The sequence below is a fragment of the Embleya sp. NBC_00896 genome, assembly GCF_045207785.1.
Lineage (GTDB): Bacteria > Actinomycetota > Actinomycetes > Streptomycetales > Streptomycetaceae > Embleya.
Genome location: NZ_CP108776.1, coordinates 5883068 through 5906991, shown reverse-complemented (window position 1 = coordinate 5906991; position 23924 = coordinate 5883068). Strand labels below are relative to the sequence as shown.

Here is a 23924-nt window from a genome sequence, read left to right as displayed (position 1 = left end):
CCGGGGATTGGTATGGCGATTGGCCGGGTTGTGACATGGGGGCGACGCAATTAGCCGCCGGGTGCACCCTTCGGTTCGTACCATGTGGCCCGCGGGGTCCTTCGAACCGCTCCCGGACCGGCGCCGGGGAATCGGTTGTCGTGAAGACGACAGCAGGAGGGGGGTCCGTCGCATGGTGGTCCGGGTGCGTGTTCTCGGCCATGTCTGCGTCGACGGTCCCGCGGGCCGCGCGGCGGAGGATCTCCTGGGCGGCCCACAGGCCCAGCTCGTGTTCGCCGCCCTCGCGCTCGGCCGCCGGCATCCCGTCCCGCGCGAGGAGTTGGCCGCGCTGCTGTGGCCCGAGCAGGCGCCCAAGTCGTGGGAGGGCGCGTTGCGCGGCGTGCTCAGCCGGGTCCGCGGCTTCCTGGGCCACGCCGGCTACGACGCGTCGGCGGTGCTGCGACACCGGGCCGGCTGCTACGTGCTGTCGCTGCCCGAGGGCACCGAGGTGGACGTGGAGGCGGCCGAGGGCGCGCTGATCGAGGCCGAGGCACTCGCCGTACACGGCGCGTTCGCGCAGGCTCGTACACGGGCGCACGACGCGCACGAGATCCTCGCCCTGCCCTTCCTGCCCGGCCTGGACGGCGACTGGGTCAACGAGCGGCGGACCCGCTGGCGCTCGGCCCGCCTGCGCGCCCTCGCCGTGTCCGTGACCACCGAACTGCACCTGGGCCGCGCCGACGCCGCCGTCACCCGCGCCGCCCAACTCGTCGACCTCGACCCGTTCCGCGAGAGCAGCCACCGCCTCCTGATGACCGCGCACGCCGCCGGCGGCGACCGCGCCGCGGCGCTGCGCGCGTACGAGCGGTGCCGGCGGCTGCTCAACAGCGAACTGGGCGTGGGCCCGTCCCCCGAGACCGAGTCGGCCTTCCTGCGCCTGCTCGGCGACGCGTCCCCGCAACCGCTGCCCGTCCCCGCCCCCGCGGCGCGCTTCGCCTCCCCGGCCCCCGCCCACACGCCGCCCCCGACCCCGCGCAGACGCGCGCCGCGCACACCGGCCCGGCCCACGCCGCGTCCGGCCCGGTCGGCCCGATCGTGGGCCGCTCCGCCGAGCTGCGCGTCCTGGAGGAGACGACCCGCGCCGAGAGCGGCTCGCGCGTGGTGCTGGTCAGCGGCGACGCCGGCATCGGCAAGTCGTACCTGCTGAGCGAGTTCGCCACCCGGGCCGGGCGCGACGCGCTGGTGCTGTCCGGGCGCAGCGACGAGGGCGTCGCGGCGCCGTTCCAGCCGTTCGTGACCATGCTGCGCGCGCATCTCTCCGACGTCGCGGCGGAGGGCCTGCGCGAACGGGTCGGCGACCTGGGCGGCGAGTTGCACCGGCTGCTGCCCGAACTGCCGCTGGAGCCCGCCGGCCTGATCCAGCCTCAGGGCCCGCCCGACTCGGACACCGAGCGCTACCGGCTGTTCGAGGCGGTGGCCGGGGTGTTCCGGCACGCGGCGGCCGAGCGCGACCTGGTGCTGCTGTTCGACGACGTGCACTGGTCGTCGATGTCCACGATGCTGATGCTGCGGCACGTCGCCCGCGCCCTGGTCGGCACCCGCGCGCTGGTGGTCGTCGCCTACCGGGACACCGCCCTGGGCTCGACGCACGCGATGACCCGGCTGATCGCCGACCTCTACCGCGACCTGCATCCCCTGCACGTACCACTCGGCGGCCTGGACGTGGCGGCCCTGGTCGAGCTCGCGCACGTGCTCGCCGGGCCGCTGCCACCGCGCGCGGAGGGCGTCCGGGCGCACGTGTTGCGCGACCTCAGCGACGGGAATCCGCTGCTGGCGACCGAGTTGCTGCGCCAGTGGGCGGACGTCTCGGATTGGTCGGCGCTTGGCAAGAGCGTGCCGGCGGACGTCCCGCGCCGCGTGCGCAACGTGCTGCGCCAGCGGCTCCTGGGGCTGCCGCAGTCGACCCTGGAGGCGCTCACCGTCGCCGCCGTGGTGGGCCCGTCGTTCGACATCGACCTGGTCGCGGCGGTGCATCCGGGCGGCTTCGACACCGTCGTGGACGCGCTGGACGACGCCGAACGCGCGCACGTGGTGCGCGCGGAGGAGCCCGAGCGCCCCGGGCGCTTCACGTTCGTGCACGCGCTGGTGCGCTCCACGCTGTACCAGGAGTTGCCCACCGCGCGGCGCCTGCAACTGCACCGCAAGGTCGGGCTCGCCCTGGAGGCGCGCGGCGACCGGACCGCCCATCTGCCGGAACTGGCCAACCACTTCCGGCTCGCGTGCCGGTTCGGCGAGGCCCGGCGGGCGTTGGACTACGCGTGGCGGGCCGGCGACGAGGCCCGTGACGGCGGGGCGTTCGAGGTCGCGGCCGAGCACTACCGGCAGGCCCTGGAGGTACTGCCGATGGTGACCGATCCCGCCCCCGAGACGCGCTGCGACCTGCTGCTCTCGCGCGGCGCCGCGCTGGATCGGTGCGGGGATCGGCGCTGTCGCGAGGTGTTGCGCCGGGCCGCCGAGGAGGCCCGCGCGCTGGAGGACTCGCGCCGGCTGGGCCGGGTCGCGCTCGCGATGGTGCGGCTCGGTCAGGTCTACCAGGTGGGCGTGGACCTGGAATTGGTCGCGCTGCTGCGCGAGGCGTTGGCGGCGCTGCCGATCGCGTCCGCGCTGCCCGCCGACATCGCCCTGCGCGCGCTGCTGTTGGCCGCGCTCGCGGTGGCACTCACGTTCGGGCACGATCGCGAGGCGCGCCTTGCCATGCTCTACGAGGCGTTGGACGCGGCCCGCGCGTCGGGCTCGCACGACGCGCTGGCACAGGGCCTGGAGGCGCACCACCTCGCCGCGTCCGGCCCCGACCTGGTCGACGAGCGGCTGCGGATGAGCAGCGAACTGACCGTGCTCGCCGGCCTGACGTGTGATCAGGAGTCGCTGTTCCGCAGCCACTTGAACCAGGCGTACGACCTCGTGGTGTGCGGCTCGATATCGGCCGCCGAACGCGAGTACGCGCAGGCCCAGCGGGTCGCGCGGCGGCTGCGGCACCCGTGGTTCACCTGGGAGGTGCTGATCTACCGCTGCGGCCTGGAACTGCTGCGCGGGCGGGTCGGGCGCGCGAACGACGTGTTGGCGGACGCGTTGCGGCTGGCCCGGCGGTCGGGCCTGCCGCGCGAGGCGGTGCGCTCGTTCAACCTGTCGCAGATCCTGGCGGTGCGGTGGGAGCAGGGCCGGCTCGGGATGATGGCGCGCCGGGCCGGGGTGGCCGCGGAGTGGTCGCGGGACGTGTCGTGGTGGCGGGTGCAGGCGTGTTGGGCGGCGGCCGCGTCCGCGGATCCGAAGACCGCGCGTGAGGAGTTCGAAGCGCTGTGCGTGCCGGGCTTCGCCACGATTCCGGTGGACCTGCTGTGGACCGGGTCGTTGCTGCGGCTCGGCGAGGTGGCGATCGAGCTGGGCGACACCGAGCGGGGCACGCTCGTGCGCGACGCGCTGACGCCGTACGCGGATCACCTGGACTGGACCGGCATGTCGCTCGGGCCGGTGCGCCGGGTGCTCGGCGGGCTCGCGGCGATCGTCGGCGACGGGGACGCGGCGCGCGAGCACTTCGGTGCGTCATACGCCCGTTGCGTGGAGTTGGGGCTGCCTCGACACGCTGAGCGTACGCTCGGGGACGCCCTGCGATTGCTCGGCGATCCGCTGGACGTCGCCGCTCCGGTTGGCCGTTGACTGGCTGTCACCTCGTGCTTTCGCGCTGCTCTGACGCTGTTCTGACGCTGTTTGCCTACCGTTGGTGACTGCCCGGCCTGTTGGCCGGGCGCCAACGGGGAGGACGGGCGATGGGGATGACGGGAGCCGGATCGGGGGTGGGCCACGACGCCGACCGCGGCACGTTCAGCGTGTTGGGGTGGCCCGCGGTGTGCTTCGACTTGTTCCACCGGGTCGAGTTGCCGCGCCGCCTGGAGGGCGGCCTCGGCGAGCGGATCGCGTGGGACGTGGCCGGCCGGGCCCCGATCGCGCTGTGCATGCCGGACGGTGCGGCGTACAGCTATGTCGAGGACCGCGGCGAGGTGCGGATCGTGCCCGGCGTGAGCCCGGACGCCGAGCTGGTCGTCGAACTCGAGTCCGGCGCCTGGCAGGACTACCTGTACGAGCTGCGGACCAGCCACGGTCTGCGCGAGTCGCGCGCGGTGCGGTTCGTGCGCGGCGAGTTCGCGGACTGGGACGTCTGGGAGCCCGCGATCCGCTGCATGTACTCGGGCACCCCGATCTACCACCCCGCCGCCCTGGACCTGCGGGATCTCGCGGATCGCCCGATCGACCTGCACCGCGAGTTCACCATTCGCGACGAGCCCGACGAGATGGCCCACTTCCTGCGTGCCACCGGCTACCTGGTGGTGCGTCAGGTCTTCGACGCGGACCGGGTCGAGGAGTTGGCCGGCGAGGTGGACCGGATCCGCGGGCTGTGCCGCGACGGCGACCGCGGCTCGCTGTGGAACGAGGACCCCAACGGCATGCGGTCGCCGTACCGGCTGACCTACCTGGGCATGCGGTCGCCGCGGATCGCCGCGCTCGCCGACGACCCGACGGTGCGCATGCTGTGCGGGTTGGCCGGACAGGACGTGGTCGCGGTGACCGACCGCGACTCCGGACAGATCGCCGTGCTCAAGGAGTTCGGCACCGCGCCCGAGCCGCTCTCGATCCCGGACCTGCCCTGGCACAAGGACTGTGGCCTCGGCGGCTGTCCGGTCACGTGTCCGCGCGTGCACGTGGGCATCCGGCTCGACGCGCTGAGCCAGGACAGTTCGCAGTTGTACGCGCTCGCCGGGTCGTGGGGCACGGTCGCGCACGAACGGTTCACCCCGGCCGAGTGGGACGCGCTGCCGGTGGTCGGGATCACCACCGAGCCGGGCGACGTGACCGTGCACATGGGCTGCGGAATGCACGCCGGCCCCGCGACGACCGGCGCGCCGCGCCGGCGCACGCTGTACGTGCAGTTCGACAACCCGCGGATCTTCGACATCACGAACGAGTACGAGACGTACGAGCAGGTGATCCCGGGCTACGGCAGCGGCTACGGCAGCGGGGACCTGCTCGCGCTGTCCGGGAGGTGACTCGTGCCCCGGCGGACCGTCGCGAAGTGTCGCGGCCGGCGGATGACGAGCATCGCAGTCCGTGGTCGCCCGCGCGTCCGCCGGGATTGGGCGGCCACAGCGGCTGCGGCGGCCGCGCCCGTCAGTGGCGGACGGCTCGGCCCACCTCTGCCACCGTTTCGCCCTTGAGGGTGCGGTTGCTCTTGGCTGTGCCCTTTGCCTGGGTGCCCGCCTCGACGTTGTCGATGTTCATCACGATCGTGTCGAGGAGGTTGCCGCCGGGGTCGCGGAAATCGACCGTCAGGGTGTAGTCGGCGGTGCTCGTGGTCCGGTTGTCGGCGGTGACCTCGGCGGTGGTGCGGTCGCCGTCCGTCTTCGTCGGGCCTACGGACACGTCCCCCTTGGCGTCGAGGCCGTCCTTGATGTCGTCGAGCTTCGAGGCCGCGGCCGCGCTCGCGGACGCGAGGGCGTCCTTCGCGGCTTCGCCGGCCGAGTTCAGCGCGGACGCGATCGCGGTGGGGACCGACGTGTCCTTGCCCCCGTCGTCGTTGTCGTCACTGCACGCCGTCCCGGTCAGGACCAGTGCGGCTGCGATCGAAAACGCTCCCGCAACACGGCCGTACGTGTTCGCCATCTTCGTCGCTCCTCGCGTGACGCCGCGGGTCCGTTCGTGCCCGCGCACAGACAGCCCGAGTGTCCGTACGCCGCGGAAGTAAACCCCGGCGGCCCCTCGGGGGCGTACCGCCGAGTCCGTACATGCGCGCCGACCTCGATGCTTACCAATTCGTCAGTACCTGACTTATTAGTAGGTACTTGTTACTCGGACAGCATCGATCGAGCATGGGTGCCACGCGCCGAAGGAAGCACGAAACGGCCCCTACACCCCGGAGAAATACCGTGAACGAGCGCAGCAACACCCCCGTGACGGTCCTCGGTCTCGGCGCCATGGGACGCGCGATCGCCGACGCGATCCACCGCGGCGGGCACGCCACGACCGTGTGGAACCGCACCGCCGGCCGGGCCGACGCCCTCGTCGCCAAGGGCGCGACGCTCGCCCCGAGCCCGACCTCCGCCGTGGAGGTCTCCCCCGTCATCGTCGTCTGCCTGCTCGACGACGAGTCCGTACGGGCCACCCTGACCCCCCTGGCCCCGCTGCTCACCGGGCGGCTCGTGATCAACGTGACCACGGTGACCCCGAAGCAGGCCCGCGACACCGCGGCCTGGGCCGCCGAGCACGGCGTCGAATACCTCGACGGCGCGATCATGGCCGTCCCCGAGATGATCGGCCTTCCGGTCGCGTCACTGCTGTACAGCGGCTCCAGGGCGGCCTTCGAGACCCATCGCGAGCTCCTCGAGCTGCTCGGCGGCGCGCGCTGGTTCGGCACCGACCCCGGCATCGCGTCGCTCTACGACCTCGCGCTGCTCGGTTCCATGTACTCGATGTTCGCCGGCTTCGCGCACGGCGCCGCGATGATGGCGAGCGAGGGCGTCCCGGCGACCGAGTTCGTCGAGATGGCCGCGCCGTGGATCAGCGCGATGACCATCGGCCTGCCCCATCACGCCGAGTTCTTCGACCAGGGCGACTACACCACCGACGTGCAGAGCCTGGACTTCAACAAGGCGGCCGTCGACACCATCGCCGAGGCGAGCCGCGACCAGGGCGTGGGCACCGACGTGATCGCGGCGGTCCAGACCCTGATCGACCGCCAGGTCGCCGCCGGACACGGCAAGGACAGCTTCGCCCGCGTCTTCGAGGGCATCCGCCGCCCGGCCCCGACCGCCTGACCGGCACCCACCCGGCCCCCGGCCGATCCCCACCCGATCCCGCCGCCACCGCCCCGCGGCGGGATCGGGCCGGGCCGCGTCCCGACCCTTGAATAGTTCACCAAGTTAAGTTACAACACGTAACGTAAATCCGAGGAGCGAGCACCCACGAGTAATAGGGAGCACAGCCGATGGCCGATCTGCTGGTACGCGGCGGGATCGTCGTGGACGGGACGGGCGCAGCCCCCGTCCGAGCCGATGTACGGATCAGGGACGGCGTGATCGTCGAAGTCGGCCCCGACCTGACCCCGACGAGCGCGTCCGACACCGACACCGCCGAGCGCGTCATCGACGCCGCCGGCGCCTACGTGGCCCCCGGCTTCATCGAGGCCCACACCCACGTCGACGGCGCGATGTGGTGGAACCCCGACCTCGACCCGCTGCCCGCCTACGGCACGACCACGGTCGTCTTCGGCAACTGCGGGATGTCGGTCGCGCCGCTCCGAGAGAGCGCCCGCGGCCCCGTGCTCGACCTGTTCTGCTTCCTGGAGGACCTTCCGCTCACCGCCTTCCAGGACCGGGTGCCGTGGACGTGGGAGCGCTGGCCCGAGTACAGCAAGGCGGTCAAGGGTCAGGCCGTCTCGGTCAACGTGGCCGGCTTCGTCGGACACCTGACCCTGCGCACCACCGTGATGGGCGCCGAGGCGTCGTGGTCGCGCGCGGCGACAGCCGAGGAGATCGCCGAGATGGCCGCGCTGCTCAACGAGTCGTTGACTCATGGAGCAATCGGTTTGTCGACCAATGTGTTCGACAAGGACCGCTACCTCAAGCCCGTGCCGACCCGGCTCGCCGAGGACGCCGAGTTCGAGGCGCTCGCCGACGTGCTCGCTCGGCACCCGGGCGCGACCCTCCAGATGATCACCCGCTTCAACGAGCCGGAGAGCATCGACGCCGACGTCGAGCGCTTCGCCCGGATCTGCAAGCCGCGCGGGATCCGCGCCCAGTGGACCGCCATCCCCTCCACCGTGCGCGAGGACTACCTGCGCGAACAGACCATCGCGCTGCACCGTCGCCTGCGCGCGGACGGCGTCGACTTCTGGCCGAACGTGCCGCATAAGCCGCTCGAACCGTTCTTCAACTTCGAGCGCGCGCTGACCTTTCAGCGGGTCGCCGCCTGGAACCACTGGATCAACGGTCCGGCCGACACCAAGCTCGCCACCCTCGCCGACCCCGCGTGGCGGGCGCAGGCCCGCGAGGACTGGGACAACCGGGTCTCGTCGTCGACATCTCGACTCGATCGCCCCGAGTCGTTGATCCTCGCCATCTCCGAGACCGGCCACGGCCCACTGGACATCTCGCTCAAGGCCTACGCGGACCGCGAGGGGCTGCACATCTCCGACGCGCTGGCGACCTGGATCGGCAACAACGGGATCCTGTCCTGCCTGCGCGGCATCCCGGACGAGTTCGACGAGCCGGTCGTGGCCGGCCTGTTCAACGAGCCGCACACGCTGACCAACATCAACGACTCCGGCGCGCACCTGCAGCTGTTCTGCGGCTCGGGCGAGAACGTGTACCTGCTGACCCGCTACGTGCGCGACACCGGCCTGATGAAGGTCGAGGAGGCGGTGCACAACCTCACCGGCAAGCTCGCCGGCTTCTTCGGCCTGAACGACCGCGGCGTGATCGCCCCGGGCCGGGCCGGCGACCTGGTGGTGTTCGCGCTCGACGAGATCGAGGTGCGGCCCGAGGAGAAGCGCTACGACAACCCGGACGGCTCGTGGCGCTTCACCCGCGGACCCGCCGGCGTCCGGGCCACGATCGTGCGCGGCGTGCCCACGGTGCTGGACACCGAGCCGACCGGGGAGCGTCCGGGCACGATGGTGGGACTTGTTTCGTCGCACAACTGACGGAACGTCACATAAGCGCGATTACCCTTGTGGGTACGGCGGTGGATCCCAGTCCGCCGCCGTGTCACGTTTTTGTGACGATCCGCCATAGGCCGTGCCAACCGGTACGGGCCGACGGGACGCTACGGCCAACGTGATCGACGCCACGGACCGCGTACGGGGAGCGGACCTGCGGCCCCTTCACAGCAGGCATGTGCGGAGGGCAACCTTGTGGACACGGGCAACCGGTTCCGAGGCCAAGAAACACCCAAGTAGCGTCCGGAATGCGCCGATTTGGGCGAGACTGGCAGGTCGTGAGCAATCACCGCCGGAAGCGCGAGTGCCCTCCACCTAGGTAGCATCCGCCGAGTGCCGCCCGTTACCGACGGGCACGCCCCCCGACAAAGGTTCTCGATGAGTGACGATTTCCCCTCGCCGGCATCGGCGGGGTCCGCGCTGACGCAGAAGCCGCGCCTCGCCAAGGGAGCCTCTCCCTGGCTGGTGCCGACGGCTCTGACCGGCGCGTTGACCGGTCTGGCAGCACTGCGCAACCGGCGCTGGGCCTTCGCGGCCGTGCCGACGCTGGCGCTGACCGGTGGCATGTTGTGGTTCTTCCGTGACCCGGAGCGCACGATCGGCACCGAGGGCGTGATCGCCTCGGCCGACGGCGTGGTGCAGAGCATCGACGCCTGGCCGGACGGCCGCACCCGGATCGCCACCTTCATGAGCCCGCTCAATGTGCACGTGAACCGCGCGCCGCTCGACGGCGTCGTGAAGTCCGTGGAGCACAAGGCCGGCGGGTTCGTCCCGGCGTTCAACAAGGAGAGCGAGCACAACGAGCGCGTTGTGTGGATCTTCGACACCGCGATCGGCGATGTCGAGTTGATCCAGATCGCCGGCACGGTCGCACGGCGTATCGTGCCGTACATCGAGCCCGGCACCGAGGTCGCCTGCGGCGACCGGATCGGGCTGATTCGTTTCGGCTCGCGCGTGGACGTGTACCTGCCGCCGGGCATCGAGCCCGCGGTTACCGTGGGACAACGGACAACGGCGGGAGAGACGCGTCTTGACCGGGACTGATTACGACGATACGACCGACCTGGAAGGCCCGGAACTGAACATCCTGGGCACCCCGGTCGAGGATGATCCGCAGGCCTGCCTGTCCTCGCGGATCTCCGTCGCGGACGTCCTCACGCTCGGCAACGCGGCGTGCGGCTTCCTCTCGATCTACTTCCTCGCCTGCGCGGCGGTGGAGGTCAACGGCAACAACGGGGTACCGGCCGACCGCCGCAGCGCGGCCGCCGCCGTGGTGCTGATGCTGATCGGCGCGCTGTGCGACCTGTGTGACGGCATGGTCGCGCGCAAGCTGCGGATGTCCTCGCTCGGCGCGCAGCTGGACAACCTCGCGGACGTGATCACGTTCGGCGTCGCACCGGCGTTCTTCGTGGTCACCTGGGCGGCCATCCCGATGGGGACCGGCCAGGCCTCCGCGGCCGTCGTGGTCGCGCTGGCGATCCTGATCGCCGGCGTCCTGCGCCTCGCGAGATTCGCGACCACACCGGGACGACCAGGGGTCTTCCAGGGAATGCCGATTCCGATGGGCGCGATGACGGTCGTGTCGATCGTGTTGCTCGACCTGCCGTTCACGCCGGCCGCCGTGCTGATCGTGGCCGTCGCCGCACTCATGGTGAGCCGGGTCGAATACCCCAAGCCGCAGGGCAACATGGCGATCCTGGTCATGGCCGGGATCGGCCTGAGCATGAGCTGCCTGATCGCCTGGGCCGCCGACGCGCCCGGCAGCGACTGGATGCTCGACATGGGCGCCACCGTCCAGGTCACCCTGGCGCTGCTCGTCCCCGCGATGGCGATGGCCCGCAAGGGCGTCGAGCGCATCGGTCTTCGGATGATCCGCTAGTCGCAGGCGACGCGCCGCACGCACCACACGCGCCGCGAGCACCGAGCACCTGGCACCGCGAGCACTCCGGAACGCCGTCACCCACCAGGGTGGCGGCGTTCCGCGTTTTCCGGTGCCATATCCCCGGACCGGGTCGCCCGCACGCCCGCACGCCCCTCCCACGCCCCTACGCGAGCCGGTGCGCCAACCCCGTGAACCGCTTCCCCGCCGAGACCGTCCGCACCGCCTGAGCCAGCGCCCGCCGCGAACCGACCAGGACCACGAGCTGCTTCGCCCGCGTGATCGCCGTGTACAACAGGTTGCGCTGGAGCATCATCCACGCACTCGCGGTGACCGGGACGACCACGGCCGGATACTCGCTGCCCTGCGAGCGGTGGATCGTGACGGCGTACGCGTGCGACAGCTCGTCGAGTTCGGCGAAGTCGTAGTCGACCTCCTCGTCCTCCTCCGTGCGCACCACGAGCTTCTGCTCCTCCGGGGACAGCGCGATCACCACGCCGCCGGTGCCGTTGAAGACGCCGTTCGCGCCCTTGTCGTAGTTGTTCCGGATCTGGGTGACCTTGTCGCCGACCCGGAAGGTCCGGCCGCCGAAGCGCTTCTCCGGCAGGCCCTCGCGGGACGGCGTCAGCGCCTGCTGGAGCAGCAGGTTGAGCGCGCCGGCGCCGGCGGGGCCGCGGTGCATCGGGGCGAGCACCTGGATGTCGCGACGCGGGTCGAGGCCGAACTTGCGCGGGATCCGGCGCGCGACCACGTCGACGGTCAGGGCCGCCGCGTCCTCGGTCTCCTCGGCGGGGAACAGGAAGAAGTCGGTCAGGCCGTCGGTGATCGGCGGGCGGCCCGCGTTGATCCGGTGCGCGTTGGTCACCACGCCGGACTGCTGGGCCTGGCGGAAGATCCGGGTCAGCCGCACCCGGGGCAGCCGCTCGGCCGCGAGCAGGTCGCGCAGCACCTCGCCCGCGCCGACGCTGGGCAGCTGGTCGACGTCGCCGACGAACAACACGTGCGCGCCGGGCGGCACCGCCTTCACCAGCTTGTTGGCGAGCAGCAGGTCGAGCATCGACGCCTCGTCCACCACCACCAGGTCCGCGTCCAGCGGCCGGTCCTGGTCGTACGCGGCCTGCCCGCCCGGCTGGAGCTGCAACAGGCGGTGCACGGTGGCCGCCTCACACCCCGTCAACTCCGCGAGCCGCTTGGCGGCGCGCCCGGTCGGCGCGGCCAGGACCACCGTCGCGCCGCGAGCGCGGGCCAGTTCCACCACCGAACGCACGGTGAAGCTCTTGCCGCACCCGGGCCCGCCGGTGAGCACCGCGACCTTGGCGGTCAGCGCCAGCCGTACGGCCTGTTCCTGCTCGGGTGCCAGCGCGGTGCCGGTCCGCGCGCGCAGCCAACCCAGCGCGGGCTCCCAGTCGAGGTCGGCGAAGGCCGCCAGGCGGTCCTCACGGGCGCCCAGGAGTGTACGCAGCCTGCTCGCCAAGGAGATCTCGGCGCGGTGGAAGGGGACGAGGTAGACGGCCTGTACGGGGTCGCCCTGGGTGCCCGACACGGTCACCGGGCCCGGCAGCTCCTCGCACACCACGCCCTCCTCGCCGACCAGGTCGTTCAGGCAGCGCACGACGAGGTCGGACGACACGTCCAGGATCTTGACCGCCTCGGCGACCAGGACATCGGCCGGGAGGTAGCAGTGCCCGCTTTCGGTGCCCTCGGACAGCGTGTACTGGATCCCGGCCTTGACCCGCTGCGGCGCGTCGTGCGGTATCCCCACCGCCTTGGCGATCGCGTCGGCGGTCTTGAAGCCGATCCCCCACACGTCGGCGGCGAGCCGGTAGGGCTCGGTGCGCACGACGGTGATCGACGCGTCGCCGTACTCCTTGAAGATCCGCACCGCCGGGGAGGTCGAGATGCCGATGCCCTGGAGGAAGACCATCACCTCCTTGATCGCCTTCTGCTCCTCCCACGCGGCGGCGATCAGCTTCGTCCGCTTGGGACCGAGGCCGGGGACCTGGATCAGTCGGGTCGCGTCCTCGTCGATGACGTCGAGCGAGCGGACGCCGAAGTGCTCCACGATCCGGTCGGCGGTCTTGGGTCCGATGCCCTTGATCAATCCCGAGCCGAGATAGCGCCGGATGCCCTGCACGGTGGCGGGCAGCACGGTCGTGAACGCCTCGACCATGAACTGCTTCCCGAACTGCGGGTGGCTGCCCCACTTGCCACGCATCCGGATCGACTCGCCGGGCTGCGCGCCGAGCAGCGCGCCCACGACGGTGAGCAGTTCGGTGCCGTGGCGGCCGGTGTCCACGCGCGCGACGGTCCAGCCGTTCTCGTCGTTCTGGTAGGTGATCCGTTCCAGGACGGCGTCCAGAACGGCGCCTCCCCCGGCCCCGGTTTCGGCGCCGGGCGGCATCCCCGGCAGCGTGCCTGTCATGCCGCCCGAGCGTAGTCAACGGGGGTGACACGATAACTAGAACATGTTCTCATTTTGCACGACGACACCATTGACTGTGTCACATATCGGCGGTACGTTCCGGGGACTTCATGCTCCGAGCCGCAAGCTCTTCGCAGCTCAAAAACCGTTAGGACACACGCATGCCCGTCATCAACGAGCAGGTCGAGGTCGCCGCCAGCCCCGAGGCCGTGTGGGCGAAGCTGACCGACTTCAGCGTCTTCGGTTCCTGGATGGTGCCCCACGTCGAGTTCCCGAACGGCGCCCCGGAGAAGCTCGAGGCCGGCGTCGCGTACGACGAGAAGATGAAGCTCATGGGCTTCCCGGCGGACATCAAGTGGACCATCAAGGACGTCGAGGCGGGCAAGTCGTTCGCGCTGGACGGCAAGGGCCCGATGGGCGTCATCATGACCGAGCAGTTCATCGTCGAGGCCGCGGGCGAGGGTTCGGTCCTGCGGATCGAGTCCGAGGTCAAGGGCGGCGCGGTGCAGATGATGGCCGGCAAGGTCACCAAGGCCACCCAGGAAGCGCTGATCGAGTCGCTGGCGAAGTTCGCCGAGCTGGTCAAGTAGCCCCTCCGGCGGCGTCGCGGCACGTTCGCTTCGACCATCCACACGGTGTCCGCACCCGTGTGGATGGTCGTTTCGCGTTCGGGCCCACCCGCCCGCGCCGGTCGACTGGAAGAATGGTGATCCATCGTCGAGCGCCGCGACCCCCTGGAGGGATCTGACGTGCCGTCAACTTCCGCCCACTTCCCGTGGACCCTGCACCGGACGAGTCTGGACAACGGCCTGCGCGTGGTGGTCTGTCCCGACTCCACCGTGCCGCTGGCCGCGGTCAACCTCTGGTACGACGTGGGCTCGCGGCACGAGGTCGAGGGCAAGCACGGCTTCGCCCACCTCTTCGAGCACCTGATGTTCGAGGGCTCGGCGCACGTCGACAAGGGCGGTCACTTCGCGGCGATCGAGGGCTGCGGCGGCGACGGCATCAACGCCTCGACGAGCGCCGACCGCACGAACTACTACCAGACGGTCCCTTCCGGGCAGCTCGAACTCGCGCTGTGGCTGGAGGCCGACCGGATGGGCTCGCTCGCGCTGACCCAGGAGACCCTGGACAACCAGCGCGAGGTGGTCAAGAACGAGCGCCGCCAGCGCTACGACAACGTGCCGTACGGGAGCTGGACCGAGGAGATGATGGCCCTCGCCTACCCGGCGGGCCATCCGTACGCGAGCTCCACGATCGGCTCGATGGCCGAGCTGGACAGCGCGGTACTGGCCGACTTCACCGCGTTCCACGAGACCTACTACGCGCCGGACAACGCGGTGCTGACCGTGGTCGGCGACGTCGAGCCCGAGCACGTCGTCGCGCTGGCCGAGAAGTACTTCGGCGGGATCGCGCCGCGCGGCTCGTTCCCGCAACCCTCCCCCGCCCCGCTGCCGCGCCGGTTCGGCGCCGGCCGGCACGTGACCCTGCGTCAGGACGTGCCGACGCCGCGCCTGTTCCTGTGCCACCGCGCGCCCCGGTTCGGCAGCGCGGACGCGCCCGCGGCGGCCGTGCTCGCGGCGATCGTCGGCCGCGGTCGCGGCAGCCGGCTGTACCGCGAGCTGGTGAGCGCGCGCCAACTCGCCCAGGCGTCCGGCGCGTTCCTGTCGGCGTGGGGCTTCCTGCACTTCGACTCGGTCCTGATGGGCTCGTGCGCGCCGAGCGAGGGGGTCGAACCGGGCGAACTGCTCGACGCGTACGTGGCGGTGTGCGACGACGTCGTGCGCGGCGGGGTGACCGAGGCCGAGTTGGACCGGGTCCGGGCCATGCTGTCCGGCGACTGGCTGCGCGAGGTGGCCACCGCCGGCGGCCGGGCCGACGCGATCGGCCGCTTCACCACCCGCTTCGGCGACGCCGAGTCGATCCGGGGCCACCTCGACGAACTGCTCGCGGTCACCGCCGAGGACGTGCAGCGGGTCGCGGTCGACATCCTGCACGCCGACAACCGCATCGTCCTGGAATACCTGCCCGCGGTCGCCGAGGCCGCCGAGACGACCGAGTCGCTCGACACGAACGAGCCGGAGGCCGCCGCATGAGCGAGCACGTCGCGCACCCGCACACCCTGATCGCCGAGCGGCCCACCGGCGCCGACCCGCGCCCCTACCGCTTCCCCGAGGTCCGCCGGATCCCGGTGGCCGGCGGCGAGGTGATCGGCGCCCACCTGCCGGGGCCCGCCCTCGTCTGGACCAAGCTGGTCATGGAGAGCGGCGCGCTGCACGAACCGGCGGGCCTGGACGGGCTCGCCCGGATCACCTGCTCGCTGCTCGACGAGGGCAGCCTGGACCGCGACGCGGACGCGTTCGGGCTCGCGATCGAGAGCCTGGGCGCCAACTGGCGGCTCGCGTGCGGATGGGAGACCCAGGAGGTCGGCCTCGACCTGCCGGCCGACCGGCTCGGCGCCGGCCTCGACCTGATCGCGGAGGCCGTTCGGCGGCCCGCGTTCACCGACGCCGATGTCGAGCGCTTCCTCGCCGACCACGCGCGCTCGCTCAAGACCTCCTGGGCGCAGCCCGGCACCCGGGCCGGACTCGCCTTCCGGCAGGCCCTGTTCGGCGCGGACAGCCGCCTGGGCGGCCTGCTCGGCGGCACGCCGGAGACCGCGGCGCGGCTGGACGCGGACGCGATCCGGGCGTTCCACGCGAGTCGGATGACCGCGCCCGGCACGCTGGCGGTGGTCGGCGATCTCGACACCATCGATCTCGCCGAGCTGGGCCGGGTCGCGTTCGCCGGCGCCGGCGGTACGGCCCCACGAGCGGAGACGACCGTGGTCGACACCGCGCCCTCGACCGAGCGCGCGATCGTCGTGGACCGGCCGGGCGCGGTCCAGTCGGTGCTGCGGATCGGGCACACCGCGCCGCCGCGCTCGACGCCGGACCTGATCGCGATCGAGCTGTTCGCCGACGTGCTCGGCGGCAGCTTCGGTTCGCGGCTCAACCACCTGCTGCGCGAGGTCAAGGGCTACACGTACGGCGCGCACGCGAGCTTCGGACACGGGCGGCGCAGCGGCTCGTTCACGGTGTCCGCGTCGGTGCACACCGAGGTGACCGCCGCCGCGATCACCGACGCGATCGCCGAGGTGCGCCGGATGCGCGCCGACGGCGTCACGGCGGACGAACTGGCCGCGACCCGCGCGCACTCGCTGGGCAGCATGCCGATCCAGTTGCAGACTCCGGGCGGCATCGGCGGCCGCCTGATCGAGGCGATCGTGCACGGGTTGCCGACCGATCACGTCACGCACGAGTACGCGGAGATACTGGGCACCGACCTCGCCGCGGTCAACCGCGCGGCGGCGACCCACCTGCGGCCCGACGAGCTCGCGGTGGTGGTCGAGGGCGACGCCGAGCGGATCGTCCCGGACCTGCGCGCGGCGGGCTTCGACGTGGTGTCGTCGCCGCTCTGACGAGGGGTCAGCCCGGGGTGTCGGACAGGTACACCTGCCGGTAGCCGCTCCACACCGCCGGCCCCAGATCCTGGGGCACGTGCGGTGGGAGCGGCCACATCGGCCCGCTCACCTCGCACAGCAGGACGTGCAGCCCCTCGCCGGCGTCGAACCAGCGCAGCCCCAGCGCGCCCGGGGTGCGCAACAGGTCGGCGACGGCCTCCTCGTGCAGCCAGCGCCCCATCGCCGTGCCCGAGCCGTGCGCGGTCAGGTGCAGCACCTTGTCGCCGGCCGGGAACAGCCGGCCCGCGGACACGTTGGGCCAGCGCCGGATCTCCCGGCAGTCCAGGCGCGAGGACGTGACCGCGCCGATCAGTTCGGGCGGCAGCGGCGTGCCGGCGTTGTCGTGCACGTCGCCGCGCTCGCCGCTGAGCACGCCGATGTGCTTGAGGTCGTACACGGTCAGGTAGCGCGAGGCCGGCGGCCCCGGCTCGGCCTCACCGTTCGCGTACGCCCCACTCAGCACGAAGCGCCGTGCGCGCCGAATCCCGGGCACCCGCAGCAGGTCGTCGTGGTGTCGGTCGCACCACGGGGAGAACGATCCGTCGAGGGCTTCGGGCACGTCCGACCGCAGGTGCAGCAACCCGGCACCCGTGGGAAAGCCGTCGAGATCGAGCCGCGAGATCGCACTGTGGCCGAACATGGTTTGCGCCTCCCCCAGTGCCCTCACGCTTGGTTGTCCCTGGCGCAAGCGGGAACTGACGGAGGGTCATTCCGGTGTTACCCACCGGTTCACGAAAGCATGTCCGCTTTGCCGAACATCGCGGCCGTCTCGCGCGCGCTGGGGGTGCCCGCGTCGGCGTCCGCGCCGGCCGCCACCAGGGCCGCGACGACGTCCCGCTCGTTCTTGAAGATCGCGCCCGCGAGCGGGGTCTGGCCGCGGTCGTTGGCCCGGTCCGGGTCGGCGCCGCGGGCGAGCAGCGCGCGCACCGCGTCGGCGTGCCCGTGGTACGCCGCGAGCATGAGCAGGGTGTCGCCGCGGTCGTTGGCCAGGTTCGCCGACAGGCCGGCGTCGACGTAGCCGCCGAGCGTCTCGGCGTCGCCCGTGCGCGCGGCCTCGAACACGCGCCCGGCCAACTCCCGGATCGCCTGCTCGTCCTGCTCGGACGGCTGTTCCGACTGCCCCGACCGCTCCGGCTGCTGCTCGCTCATGACCGACCTCCGACAACGCGACGACGTACGGATGTAGCTGTGGATGGAGCTGTATACGGGTCTGTTCGACCGGATCAGAACCTATCGGGTGGCGCGCCGCGGCAGCGGACCCGTCCGTGCGGGCGTGCGTGTGAGAATCGGTGCAGTTGCGGCCCCGGATCCGAAGGAGACGGCTCTTGCGCCATCAGCACCATCTGGACCTCGACGCCTACTTCGCGCGTGTCGGCTGGACGGGCGAGCGCGCGCCGACGTGGGCGACGCTGCGCTCGCTGCATCTGGCACACGTGGTGACCATCCCGTTCGAGAACATCGAGGTGCTGCTGGGCGGGGTGCCCTCGCTCGAACCGGCCGATCTGGAGGACAAGCTCGTCCGGCAGGGGCGCGGCGGTTACTGCTTCGAGCACAACCTGCTCTTCGCCGCCGTCCTGGAGTCCCTGGGCTTCGGCGTCACCCGGCTGTCGGCGCGGGTGCGCATGGGGAGCGACGCGGTCCGCCCGCTGACCCACATACTGCTCGCGGTGGATGTGCCCGGCGAGAAGCATCCGTACATCGCCGACGTCGGCTTCGGCAGCGGCGGGCTGATCGAACCGCTGCCGCTGCTGCCCGGCGTCGCGAGCCCGCAGGGTGCGTGGCGGTACCGGCTCGTGCGCGAGGGCGACCTGTGGCTGCTCCAGACCGTGTACGGCGGCGACGGCTGGTTCACGGTGTACGCGTTCACCCTGGAGCGCCGGGAACCGGTCGACTACGAGGTCGCGAACTGGTTCGTCGCGACGCATCCGCGGTCTCCCTTCCGGAACACCCTGCGCGTCCAGCGCAGCGGCCCGCACGAGCGCGCCTTCGTCGAGGACCGGCTGCTGACGGTGGTGCGCTGCGACGGGTCCCGAGAGGAGCGTGAACTGAAGGACGACCACGAGGTGTTGCGGCTCCTGGTGCGCGACTTCGGGTTGCTGCTCCCGTGGGACACCGCATTTCCCGAACCGCCCGCGCGCCCCGAGGAGAGCTGACGGATGTCGTTCGACAAGCAGGTACAGGTCACCCGGGAGCTGTACGACTACATGCTCGACCACTCGCTCGCGCCGGACCCGGTCCAGCGCGGGGTGATCGAACGGACCCGCGCGATGGGCCGGTTCGCGCAGTTGCAGGTGCCGGCCGAACAGGGCGCGCTGCTGACCCTGCTGGCCGGCGTGGTGCGGCCGAAGGTCGCGGTCGAGGTCGGCACGTTCACCGGCTACTCGGCGTTGTGCATCGCCAAGGGCCTGGCCGAGGGCGGCCGGCTGCTGTGCTGCGACATCTCGGAGGAGTGGACCGAGATCGCGGTCGAGGCGTGGCGCGAGGCGGGCGTGGCGGACCGGATCGACCTGCGGATCGCGCCGGCCCTGGAGACGCTGGACGCGCTTCCCTCGCAGCCGCACATCGACCTCGCGTTCATCGACGCCGACAAGGTCGGCTACATCTCCTACTGGGAGGCCCTGGTCCCGCGGATGCGCCCGAACGGACTGCTGATCGCCGACAACGTGCTCTACGACGGCCGCGTCGTGAAGCCGCAGGGCGAGCCGACCCCCGAGGCGGTCCACGCGTTCAACGAACACGTCAAGGCGGACCGGAGGATCGAGCAGGTCGTGCTCCCGGTCGCGGACGGCATCACGCTGGCCCGCGTCAAGTCGCTCGACGAACGCTGACGCGGTCCTCCGCCGCACACCCTCGGCCGACGCCCTCGGCCGACGCCCTCGGCCGACGCCCTCGGCCGACGCCCTCGGCCGACGCCCTCGGCCGCAGCGCCGGCCGGGCCGAAATCGGCCCGGCCGGGCTTGCGGCCGAGTCTTTCAACCCCGACCCCGACCCCGACCGCGGCCTAAAGGCCGCCGAGCACCTTCCTGAGCCGCTTGGCCTCGGTGACCGCGCGAGAGGCGCCCTTCTTGTCGGCGAGGTCGTCCAGGCCGCGGATGGGGACGTCCCGCGCGCCCGCCTTCGCGGCGGTCTCGGCGGCGAGCGCCAGGATGTCGGCGAGACCGGTCGCCTTGGTCCCGGAGAGCAGGTCGGGCAGGAAGCCGCTCAGGACGCCCCACACGGCCTCGTGCGCGCCCGCGCGGGCGGCGTCGTGCAGGGTGGTGGCGACCCGGGTCGTCTTGAGGCCACGCGTCCGTACCGCCTCGCCGACGTCGCGGCCCAGCGCGGTGGGGTCCCACGGGTCGGAGCGGGCGGACAGGGTCACGATCGCGTCCACCGCGGCGGTGCGGTCCTCGGGCGTTTGCGCGCCGAGGGCGTACGCGAGCGCGAGCGAGGTGCCGGGGCCGAGCGGGCCGTGCGACTCGGCCAGGGCCGGGAGGATCTCGGCGCCGCGGCAGTTCCCGTCGATCCCCCGCTCGCCGCGGATCACGACGTGCGCGGCGAGCACGTCCCGGTCCCGCGGCAGGATGAGCGGCCAGCAGTGCATGTCCGGTTCGGTGTTCTGCGACCAGCCCGGGACCCGCGCGACCGCGCCCGGGTCGGACAGGCCGTACAGGAGCCGCGCGCTCTCGGGCAGGGTGTCCGCGTCGCCCGGGGCGACCGACGCGAGCGGCGCGTCGAAGTACACCCAGTCCCGCGTCTTGTAGACGTACTCGCGGTGCACGCGCGCGTGGCGACCGCGCTCGACGATCCCGGCCGCCGGCCCGCCCGCCGCGAACGTGCGCGCGGCCAGGAGTCCGGCGGGCGAGGTGAGCCGGCCGGCGCGCGCGACCAGCTCCGGTTCGAGGTCGGCCGGCAGCCGCAGCAGCGCCTGGTGGACGTCGCGGCGCCACGGGGTGCGTCCGGATCGCTCCCACTCCTCTAGGCCCGCCACCAGGGCCGCGGGGTCCACGAAGCCGGTCGCGGTGGCGATCTCGGCGAGGTAGGGCCCCGTCTGCGGCACGCGCAGCCGCTGGGCGACCTCGTACAGCCGGGCGAGCAGGAACCGCTGCGGAGCGTCGATCCGGTCGACCTCGACGTCGGAGCCGGGGATCAGGTCGTGATCGCCGGCCGCGTCGCCCTTGCCGAACAAGCTGCGGAACCAGCCCGTCCGGCTGCCACCGGCCAGGCCGGTGGACGCGGCGACCATCGCGCCGACCGCGCCCTGCACCTGGTGTTGGAACCAGTTCTGCTCGATGACGTGCCCGTGCCGTTCGGTGAGCGGCGTGAGCGCGGCGCGCAGCGCCTCGCGGTCGCGGACGTGCTCGCGCAGGAACGCGGAGACGATCCGCTCGACCGCGATCGGATCGGTGACCCGGCCGCGCGTGCTCGCCCACGGGTTGGCGGTGCCCGCGAACAACACCGCGATCTCCTCGACCAGTTCGTCGAGGGATGCGATCGGCGGCGGCAGCTCGCGCGCGGGCGGCGGCACGAGCGGGAGGTCGAGGTGCTCTTCCGGCTCGACGCGCTCGCCCAGGAGCGCCGCCGCCTCGGGGCGCACCGCGTCGCCCAGGAGCGGCAGCTGCGCCCGCATCTCGTCGCGCACGAGGGCGGCCTGATCGGCGCCCAGCTTGGGGAGGTGCTTGGCGATCAGCGCGATCGCGCGCTCCTGGAGGTCCAGGGCCGTCGAGCCGAACGCGGTGCAGGCGCCGGCGAGCAGGTCGCCCGCGTGCTCCGGGTGTCGCTTGAGCGCCTGGGTCAACCAGGTGAACTGGGTCCGGACGAGCTTCTTCTCGGTCCGGAACAGCACGGCCCGGCTCGCCTCGGCGACCTGCTCGGCGCTGAGGCGGCCGGCGGTGTCCAGGCGGCGCAGCACGTCCTGGGCCATGCCGGCGACGGGCGAGGGGGCGTCGGGGAGCAGCCGCAGGTAGGAGTCGGCGCGGACGGCGAGTTCGTCGTCGGTGGGGGCCATCGCGTCGTGCACGACCACGAAGGCGCCCAGGGCCGCGGGGCGTTCGCCGCGCAGCAGGCGCGAGACGCAGCCGTCGAGGACGGCGTCGCGTTCGATCCGCTTCGCCTCGGCGAGCTCGGCGAGCGCCTCGCCCCAGCCGGCCTGGCCGGGGCCTTTCCAACGGTCGTGGTCGGCCAGGAGCTGCCCGACGCCCGCGACCTCGAACAGGGCCGGCAGGAGGTCGATGAAGTAGGGGTCGGCGGCCAGCCGTTCGGTCAACGTCGATTCGGTCGGGCGTGCGCCGCCGGTGACCCGTCCCACCCAGCCCAGGACGAAGCCGGGCGTGGTGGGCGTGGGCAGGGCGCTCCCGCGCACCAGCGCGTCCACGACGTCCCATTGGTTGCCCCAGCCGTCGAGCGGGATCTTCGCGGCCATCCGTCGGGCGACATCCGGGATCCAGGCCGGATTGCGGTCGGCGAGCAGCGTGTGGATGGCCTTCTCGTCGAACTTGGACGGCCAGGTCATGTCGCCGCGCAGCAACCACTGCGCGACCGCGGCCGGTCCGCCCAGGCACGCGACCCCTACATAGCGCAGGGATCTGCGGCCGTGCCGCTCCCCCAACGCCTTGGCAACCGCCTTGAACTCCGGCAGCACCGCCCGACGCTCGGGCTCGGTGCGGCCCTTGAACAGGGCGATGATCGGCGCCGGATTCCCGTGCGTCGGCATCGCCGCCCGGACCCGCTCCCAGGTCAGCTCGGTCGCCGTCATCGGTTCGCCTCCTGCTCCGCCGTCGCGGTCGCGGTCGCCCCGGCGGTCGCCCGGCCGCGCACGATCTGGGTCGCCAGCAGATGCTTGCAGGGCCCGCGCCCGCCGCGGTACTCGGCCCACCACTGGCACGTGCAGCTGCCGTCCCCGACGAGGCGCAGGCCGTAGGTACGGTCGCCGCTGCGCACGGTCGCGGTCTCGCCGGAGAGCGTCACCGCGTCCGCCGCCACGAGCTTGTGCGCGTCCCGCAGGCGCGGGTTCATCCGCTCGACGCTGCCGGTGTCGTAGGGGAGTTCGCGGTGGTAGTAGGCCGCCTCCGCGACGTCGTATCCGATCCGCCCGCCGGTGCCCAGTCGCACCAGGGCGGCCCGCACCCGCTCGGCGGTCAGTCCGGACTGGGCGACCAACTCGCCGATCTCGACCCGGGGTTCCCACGCGAGCAGGGCCGAGATCAGGTCGGCGTCCTCGGCGCCGGTGTCGCCGGCGAGTCCGGTGAGCACGGCGCCCTCGCCGGAGAAGCCGCGGGCCGGGTCCGGGGACAGCGTCAGGGTGAGCCGCATGCCCGGCAGTTCGATCTCCCACGCGGAGGACACCGCCGTGCTGCGGGCGTTCACCGCCGGGCCGTACACGCGCAGCGCGACCGCGTGCCGAAGCAGCCGGGTCATCGCCTGCAACCGGTCCGGCCCGGGCAGGCACACCGCCCCCGGCAGCGGGCGCGCGGTCAGTCGGAGCGAGCGCCCGGCCGGGACCGCCCACAGCGCCTGCCTGGCGCCGCGCGGCAGCGTGCGCAGGAAGCGGACCGCCTCCGCCGCCGCGAGCTCCGCGCGCAGGTCGAACGCGCCCGAGATCACCTGGACTTCGGCGAAGCCGCGCAGCCACCGCTCGGGCAGCGGGACCTTCTTCTCCACGACCGGCCCGTCGAAGGTGGTGACCGTCACGTCGTCGGGTCCCACCGCCAGGTGCAGCGGGTCGGCGCCGCCGACCTTCGCGAGCGCCTCGCGCAGCGGCGCGTTGACGTCCACGTTGGTGGTGCCGGTGCCGAACATCTCGCCGTCGATGCCGGCCGGGAGCACGTCGAGCCGCGCGTGCACGCCGCAACAGGCCGAGAAGGACTCGAAGCGCAGCCGATCCCCGTTGCCGGTGACCACCGGATCGAGCGAACCGGGCCGCAGCGGCTGGTAGTAGCGGGCCGCCGCGACGTCGGCGACCGCGAGCAGTCCGCCCGCCGCCGCCTCGGGCGCGGTCAGGAAGCCGGCGAAGAAGCGCGGGAAGGGGGTCAGGCCGTGCGAACTCAAACCACCGCAGGTCTGGAGGCCCAGGGACTGTTTGCCGTCGACGGCATCGAGCGCGGACGACCGCAGATAGGTGAAGGACTGCACCGAGGAGGACATGTGGAAAACCGTAGACAGCCCGTCCGACAGCGGAACTTCGGCTCCTGATCGGGTCGGCGCCGGCCGCGACGGCGACTTCCGCTCGTGCTCCGCACGGCGGCTTCGACACCGCTTCGACATCGCATCGACATCGCATCGACACCGCTTCCGCACCGGCGGCGTGGTCCGCCGCGAACCCCGATCGCAGGCGGCCGCGAACCCGCCGATGCGTCACGTGTCACCCATTGCGAGCGCAGCGTGTTCAATCGCTTGTATG

General features: G+C 72.3%; 18 protein-coding genes. 12 read left to right on the top strand and 6 right to left on the bottom strand.

The annotated features are described in order from the left end of the window. Positions 1 to 184: 184 nt before the first annotated feature. From OG928_RS26745 to OG928_RS26735, 3 genes are all read left to right on the top strand, one after another. Positions 185 to 1186, top strand: coding sequence for a BTAD domain-containing putative transcriptional regulator (locus OG928_RS26745; protein WP_406288216.1), 1002 nt, complete (start codon positions 185 to 187; stop codon positions 1184 to 1186). Next, a complete protein-coding gene (locus OG928_RS26740; protein ID WP_406288214.1) occupies positions 1075 to 3693 on the top strand; it encodes an ATP-binding protein in 2619 nt (872 codons plus the stop codon). Before OG928_RS26745 ends, OG928_RS26740 begins: the two co-directional genes overlap by 112 nt. A 110-nt stretch (positions 3694 to 3803) precedes the next feature. Next, positions 3804 to 5078 (top strand): phytanoyl-CoA dioxygenase family protein, encoded by a 1275-nt coding sequence (locus OG928_RS26735; RefSeq protein ID WP_406288212.1) that lies wholly within the window; start codon positions 3804 to 3806, stop codon positions 5076 to 5078. A 121-nt stretch (positions 5079 to 5199) separates the two neighbouring features. On the opposite strand, the gene OG928_RS26730 is transcribed toward OG928_RS26735, so the two are convergent. Then, positions 5200 to 5691 (bottom strand): hypothetical protein, encoded by a 492-nt coding sequence (locus OG928_RS26730; RefSeq protein ID WP_406288210.1) that lies wholly within the window; start codon positions 5689 to 5691, stop codon positions 5200 to 5202. 263 nt (positions 5692 to 5954) lie between these two features. Between OG928_RS26730 and OG928_RS26725 the strand changes: the two genes are divergently transcribed. From OG928_RS26725 to pssA, 4 genes are all read left to right on the top strand, one after another. Then, the gene (locus OG928_RS26725) at positions 5955 to 6842 is read left to right on the top strand and encodes an NAD(P)-dependent oxidoreductase (RefSeq protein ID WP_406288208.1); all 888 of its coding nucleotides are present in this window, start codon (positions 5955 to 5957) and stop codon (positions 6840 to 6842) included. 170 nt (positions 6843 to 7012) lie between these two features. Continuing rightward, positions 7013 to 8728: an amidohydrolase family protein gene (locus tag OG928_RS26720; protein WP_406288206.1), complete on the top strand. Its 1716-nt coding sequence runs from the start codon at positions 7013 to 7015 to the stop codon at positions 8726 to 8728. Between the two features lie 393 nt (positions 8729 to 9121). Continuing rightward, positions 9122 to 9787, top strand: a complete 666-nt coding sequence (locus OG928_RS26715; RefSeq protein ID WP_406288204.1) for a phosphatidylserine decarboxylase — start codon at positions 9122 to 9124, stop codon at positions 9785 to 9787. After that, entirely contained in the window at positions 9774 to 10622 is an 849-nt protein-coding gene (pssA, locus tag OG928_RS26710) for a CDP-diacylglycerol--serine O-phosphatidyltransferase (protein WP_406288202.1), read from the top strand. The genes OG928_RS26715 and pssA overlap by 14 nt, the downstream gene beginning before the upstream one ends. Before the next feature lie 166 nt (positions 10623 to 10788). On the opposite strand, the gene OG928_RS26705 is transcribed toward pssA, so the two are convergent. Next, on the bottom strand, positions 10789 to 13044 hold the full coding sequence (locus OG928_RS26705; protein WP_406288201.1) for an ATP-dependent RecD-like DNA helicase: 2256 nt from the start codon (positions 13042 to 13044) through the stop codon (positions 10789 to 10791). A gap of 161 nt (positions 13045 to 13205) precedes the next feature. Between OG928_RS26705 and OG928_RS26700 the strand changes: the two genes are divergently transcribed. From OG928_RS26700 to OG928_RS26690, 3 genes are all read left to right on the top strand, one after another. Further along, on the top strand, positions 13206 to 13634 hold the full coding sequence (locus OG928_RS26700) for an SRPBCC family protein (protein ID WP_406288199.1): 429 nt from the start codon (positions 13206 to 13208) through the stop codon (positions 13632 to 13634). Between the two features lie 159 nt (positions 13635 to 13793). Further along, positions 13794 to 15140, top strand: a complete 1347-nt coding sequence (locus tag OG928_RS26695; RefSeq protein WP_406288197.1) for a M16 family metallopeptidase — start codon at positions 13794 to 13796, stop codon at positions 15138 to 15140. Then, complete coding sequence (locus tag OG928_RS26690; RefSeq protein WP_406288195.1) at positions 15137 to 16504, top strand: M16 family metallopeptidase; 1368 nt, start codon at positions 15137 to 15139, stop codon at positions 16502 to 16504. The genes OG928_RS26695 and OG928_RS26690 overlap by 4 nt, the downstream gene beginning before the upstream one ends. 7 nt (positions 16505 to 16511) lie before the next feature. On the opposite strand, the gene OG928_RS26685 is transcribed toward OG928_RS26690, so the two are convergent. Further along, positions 16512 to 17186: a hypothetical protein gene (locus OG928_RS26685; RefSeq protein WP_406288192.1), complete on the bottom strand. Its 675-nt coding sequence runs from the start codon at positions 17184 to 17186 to the stop codon at positions 16512 to 16514. 89 nt (positions 17187 to 17275) lie between these two features. Beyond that, positions 17276 to 17695, bottom strand: a complete 420-nt coding sequence (locus tag OG928_RS26680; RefSeq protein WP_406288191.1) for an ankyrin repeat domain-containing protein — start codon at positions 17693 to 17695, stop codon at positions 17276 to 17278. Between the two features lie 176 nt (positions 17696 to 17871). On the opposite strand from OG928_RS26680, the gene OG928_RS26675 reads away from it, so the two are divergent. Together OG928_RS26675 and OG928_RS26670 are read left to right on the top strand one after the other, a co-directional pair. Beyond that, positions 17872 to 18699 (top strand): arylamine N-acetyltransferase, encoded by an 828-nt coding sequence (locus tag OG928_RS26675; protein WP_406288188.1) that lies wholly within the window; start codon positions 17872 to 17874, stop codon positions 18697 to 18699. 3 nt (positions 18700 to 18702) lie between these two features. Beyond that, positions 18703 to 19374 (top strand): O-methyltransferase, encoded by a 672-nt coding sequence (locus OG928_RS26670; RefSeq protein WP_406288186.1) that lies wholly within the window; start codon positions 18703 to 18705, stop codon positions 19372 to 19374. Positions 19375 to 19547: 173 nt separating this feature from the next. Here the strand turns inward: OG928_RS26670 and OG928_RS26665 are convergent, their stop codons facing one another. Continuing rightward, positions 19548 to 22280, bottom strand: coding sequence for a DUF6493 family protein (locus tag OG928_RS26665; RefSeq protein WP_406288183.1), 2733 nt, complete (start codon positions 22278 to 22280; stop codon positions 19548 to 19550). Then, a complete protein-coding gene (locus OG928_RS26660; protein ID WP_406288181.1) occupies positions 22277 to 23668 on the bottom strand; it encodes an SWIM zinc finger family protein in 1392 nt (463 codons plus the stop codon). Before OG928_RS26660 ends, OG928_RS26665 begins: the two co-directional genes overlap by 4 nt. Positions 23669 to 23924: the final 256 nt, after the last annotated feature.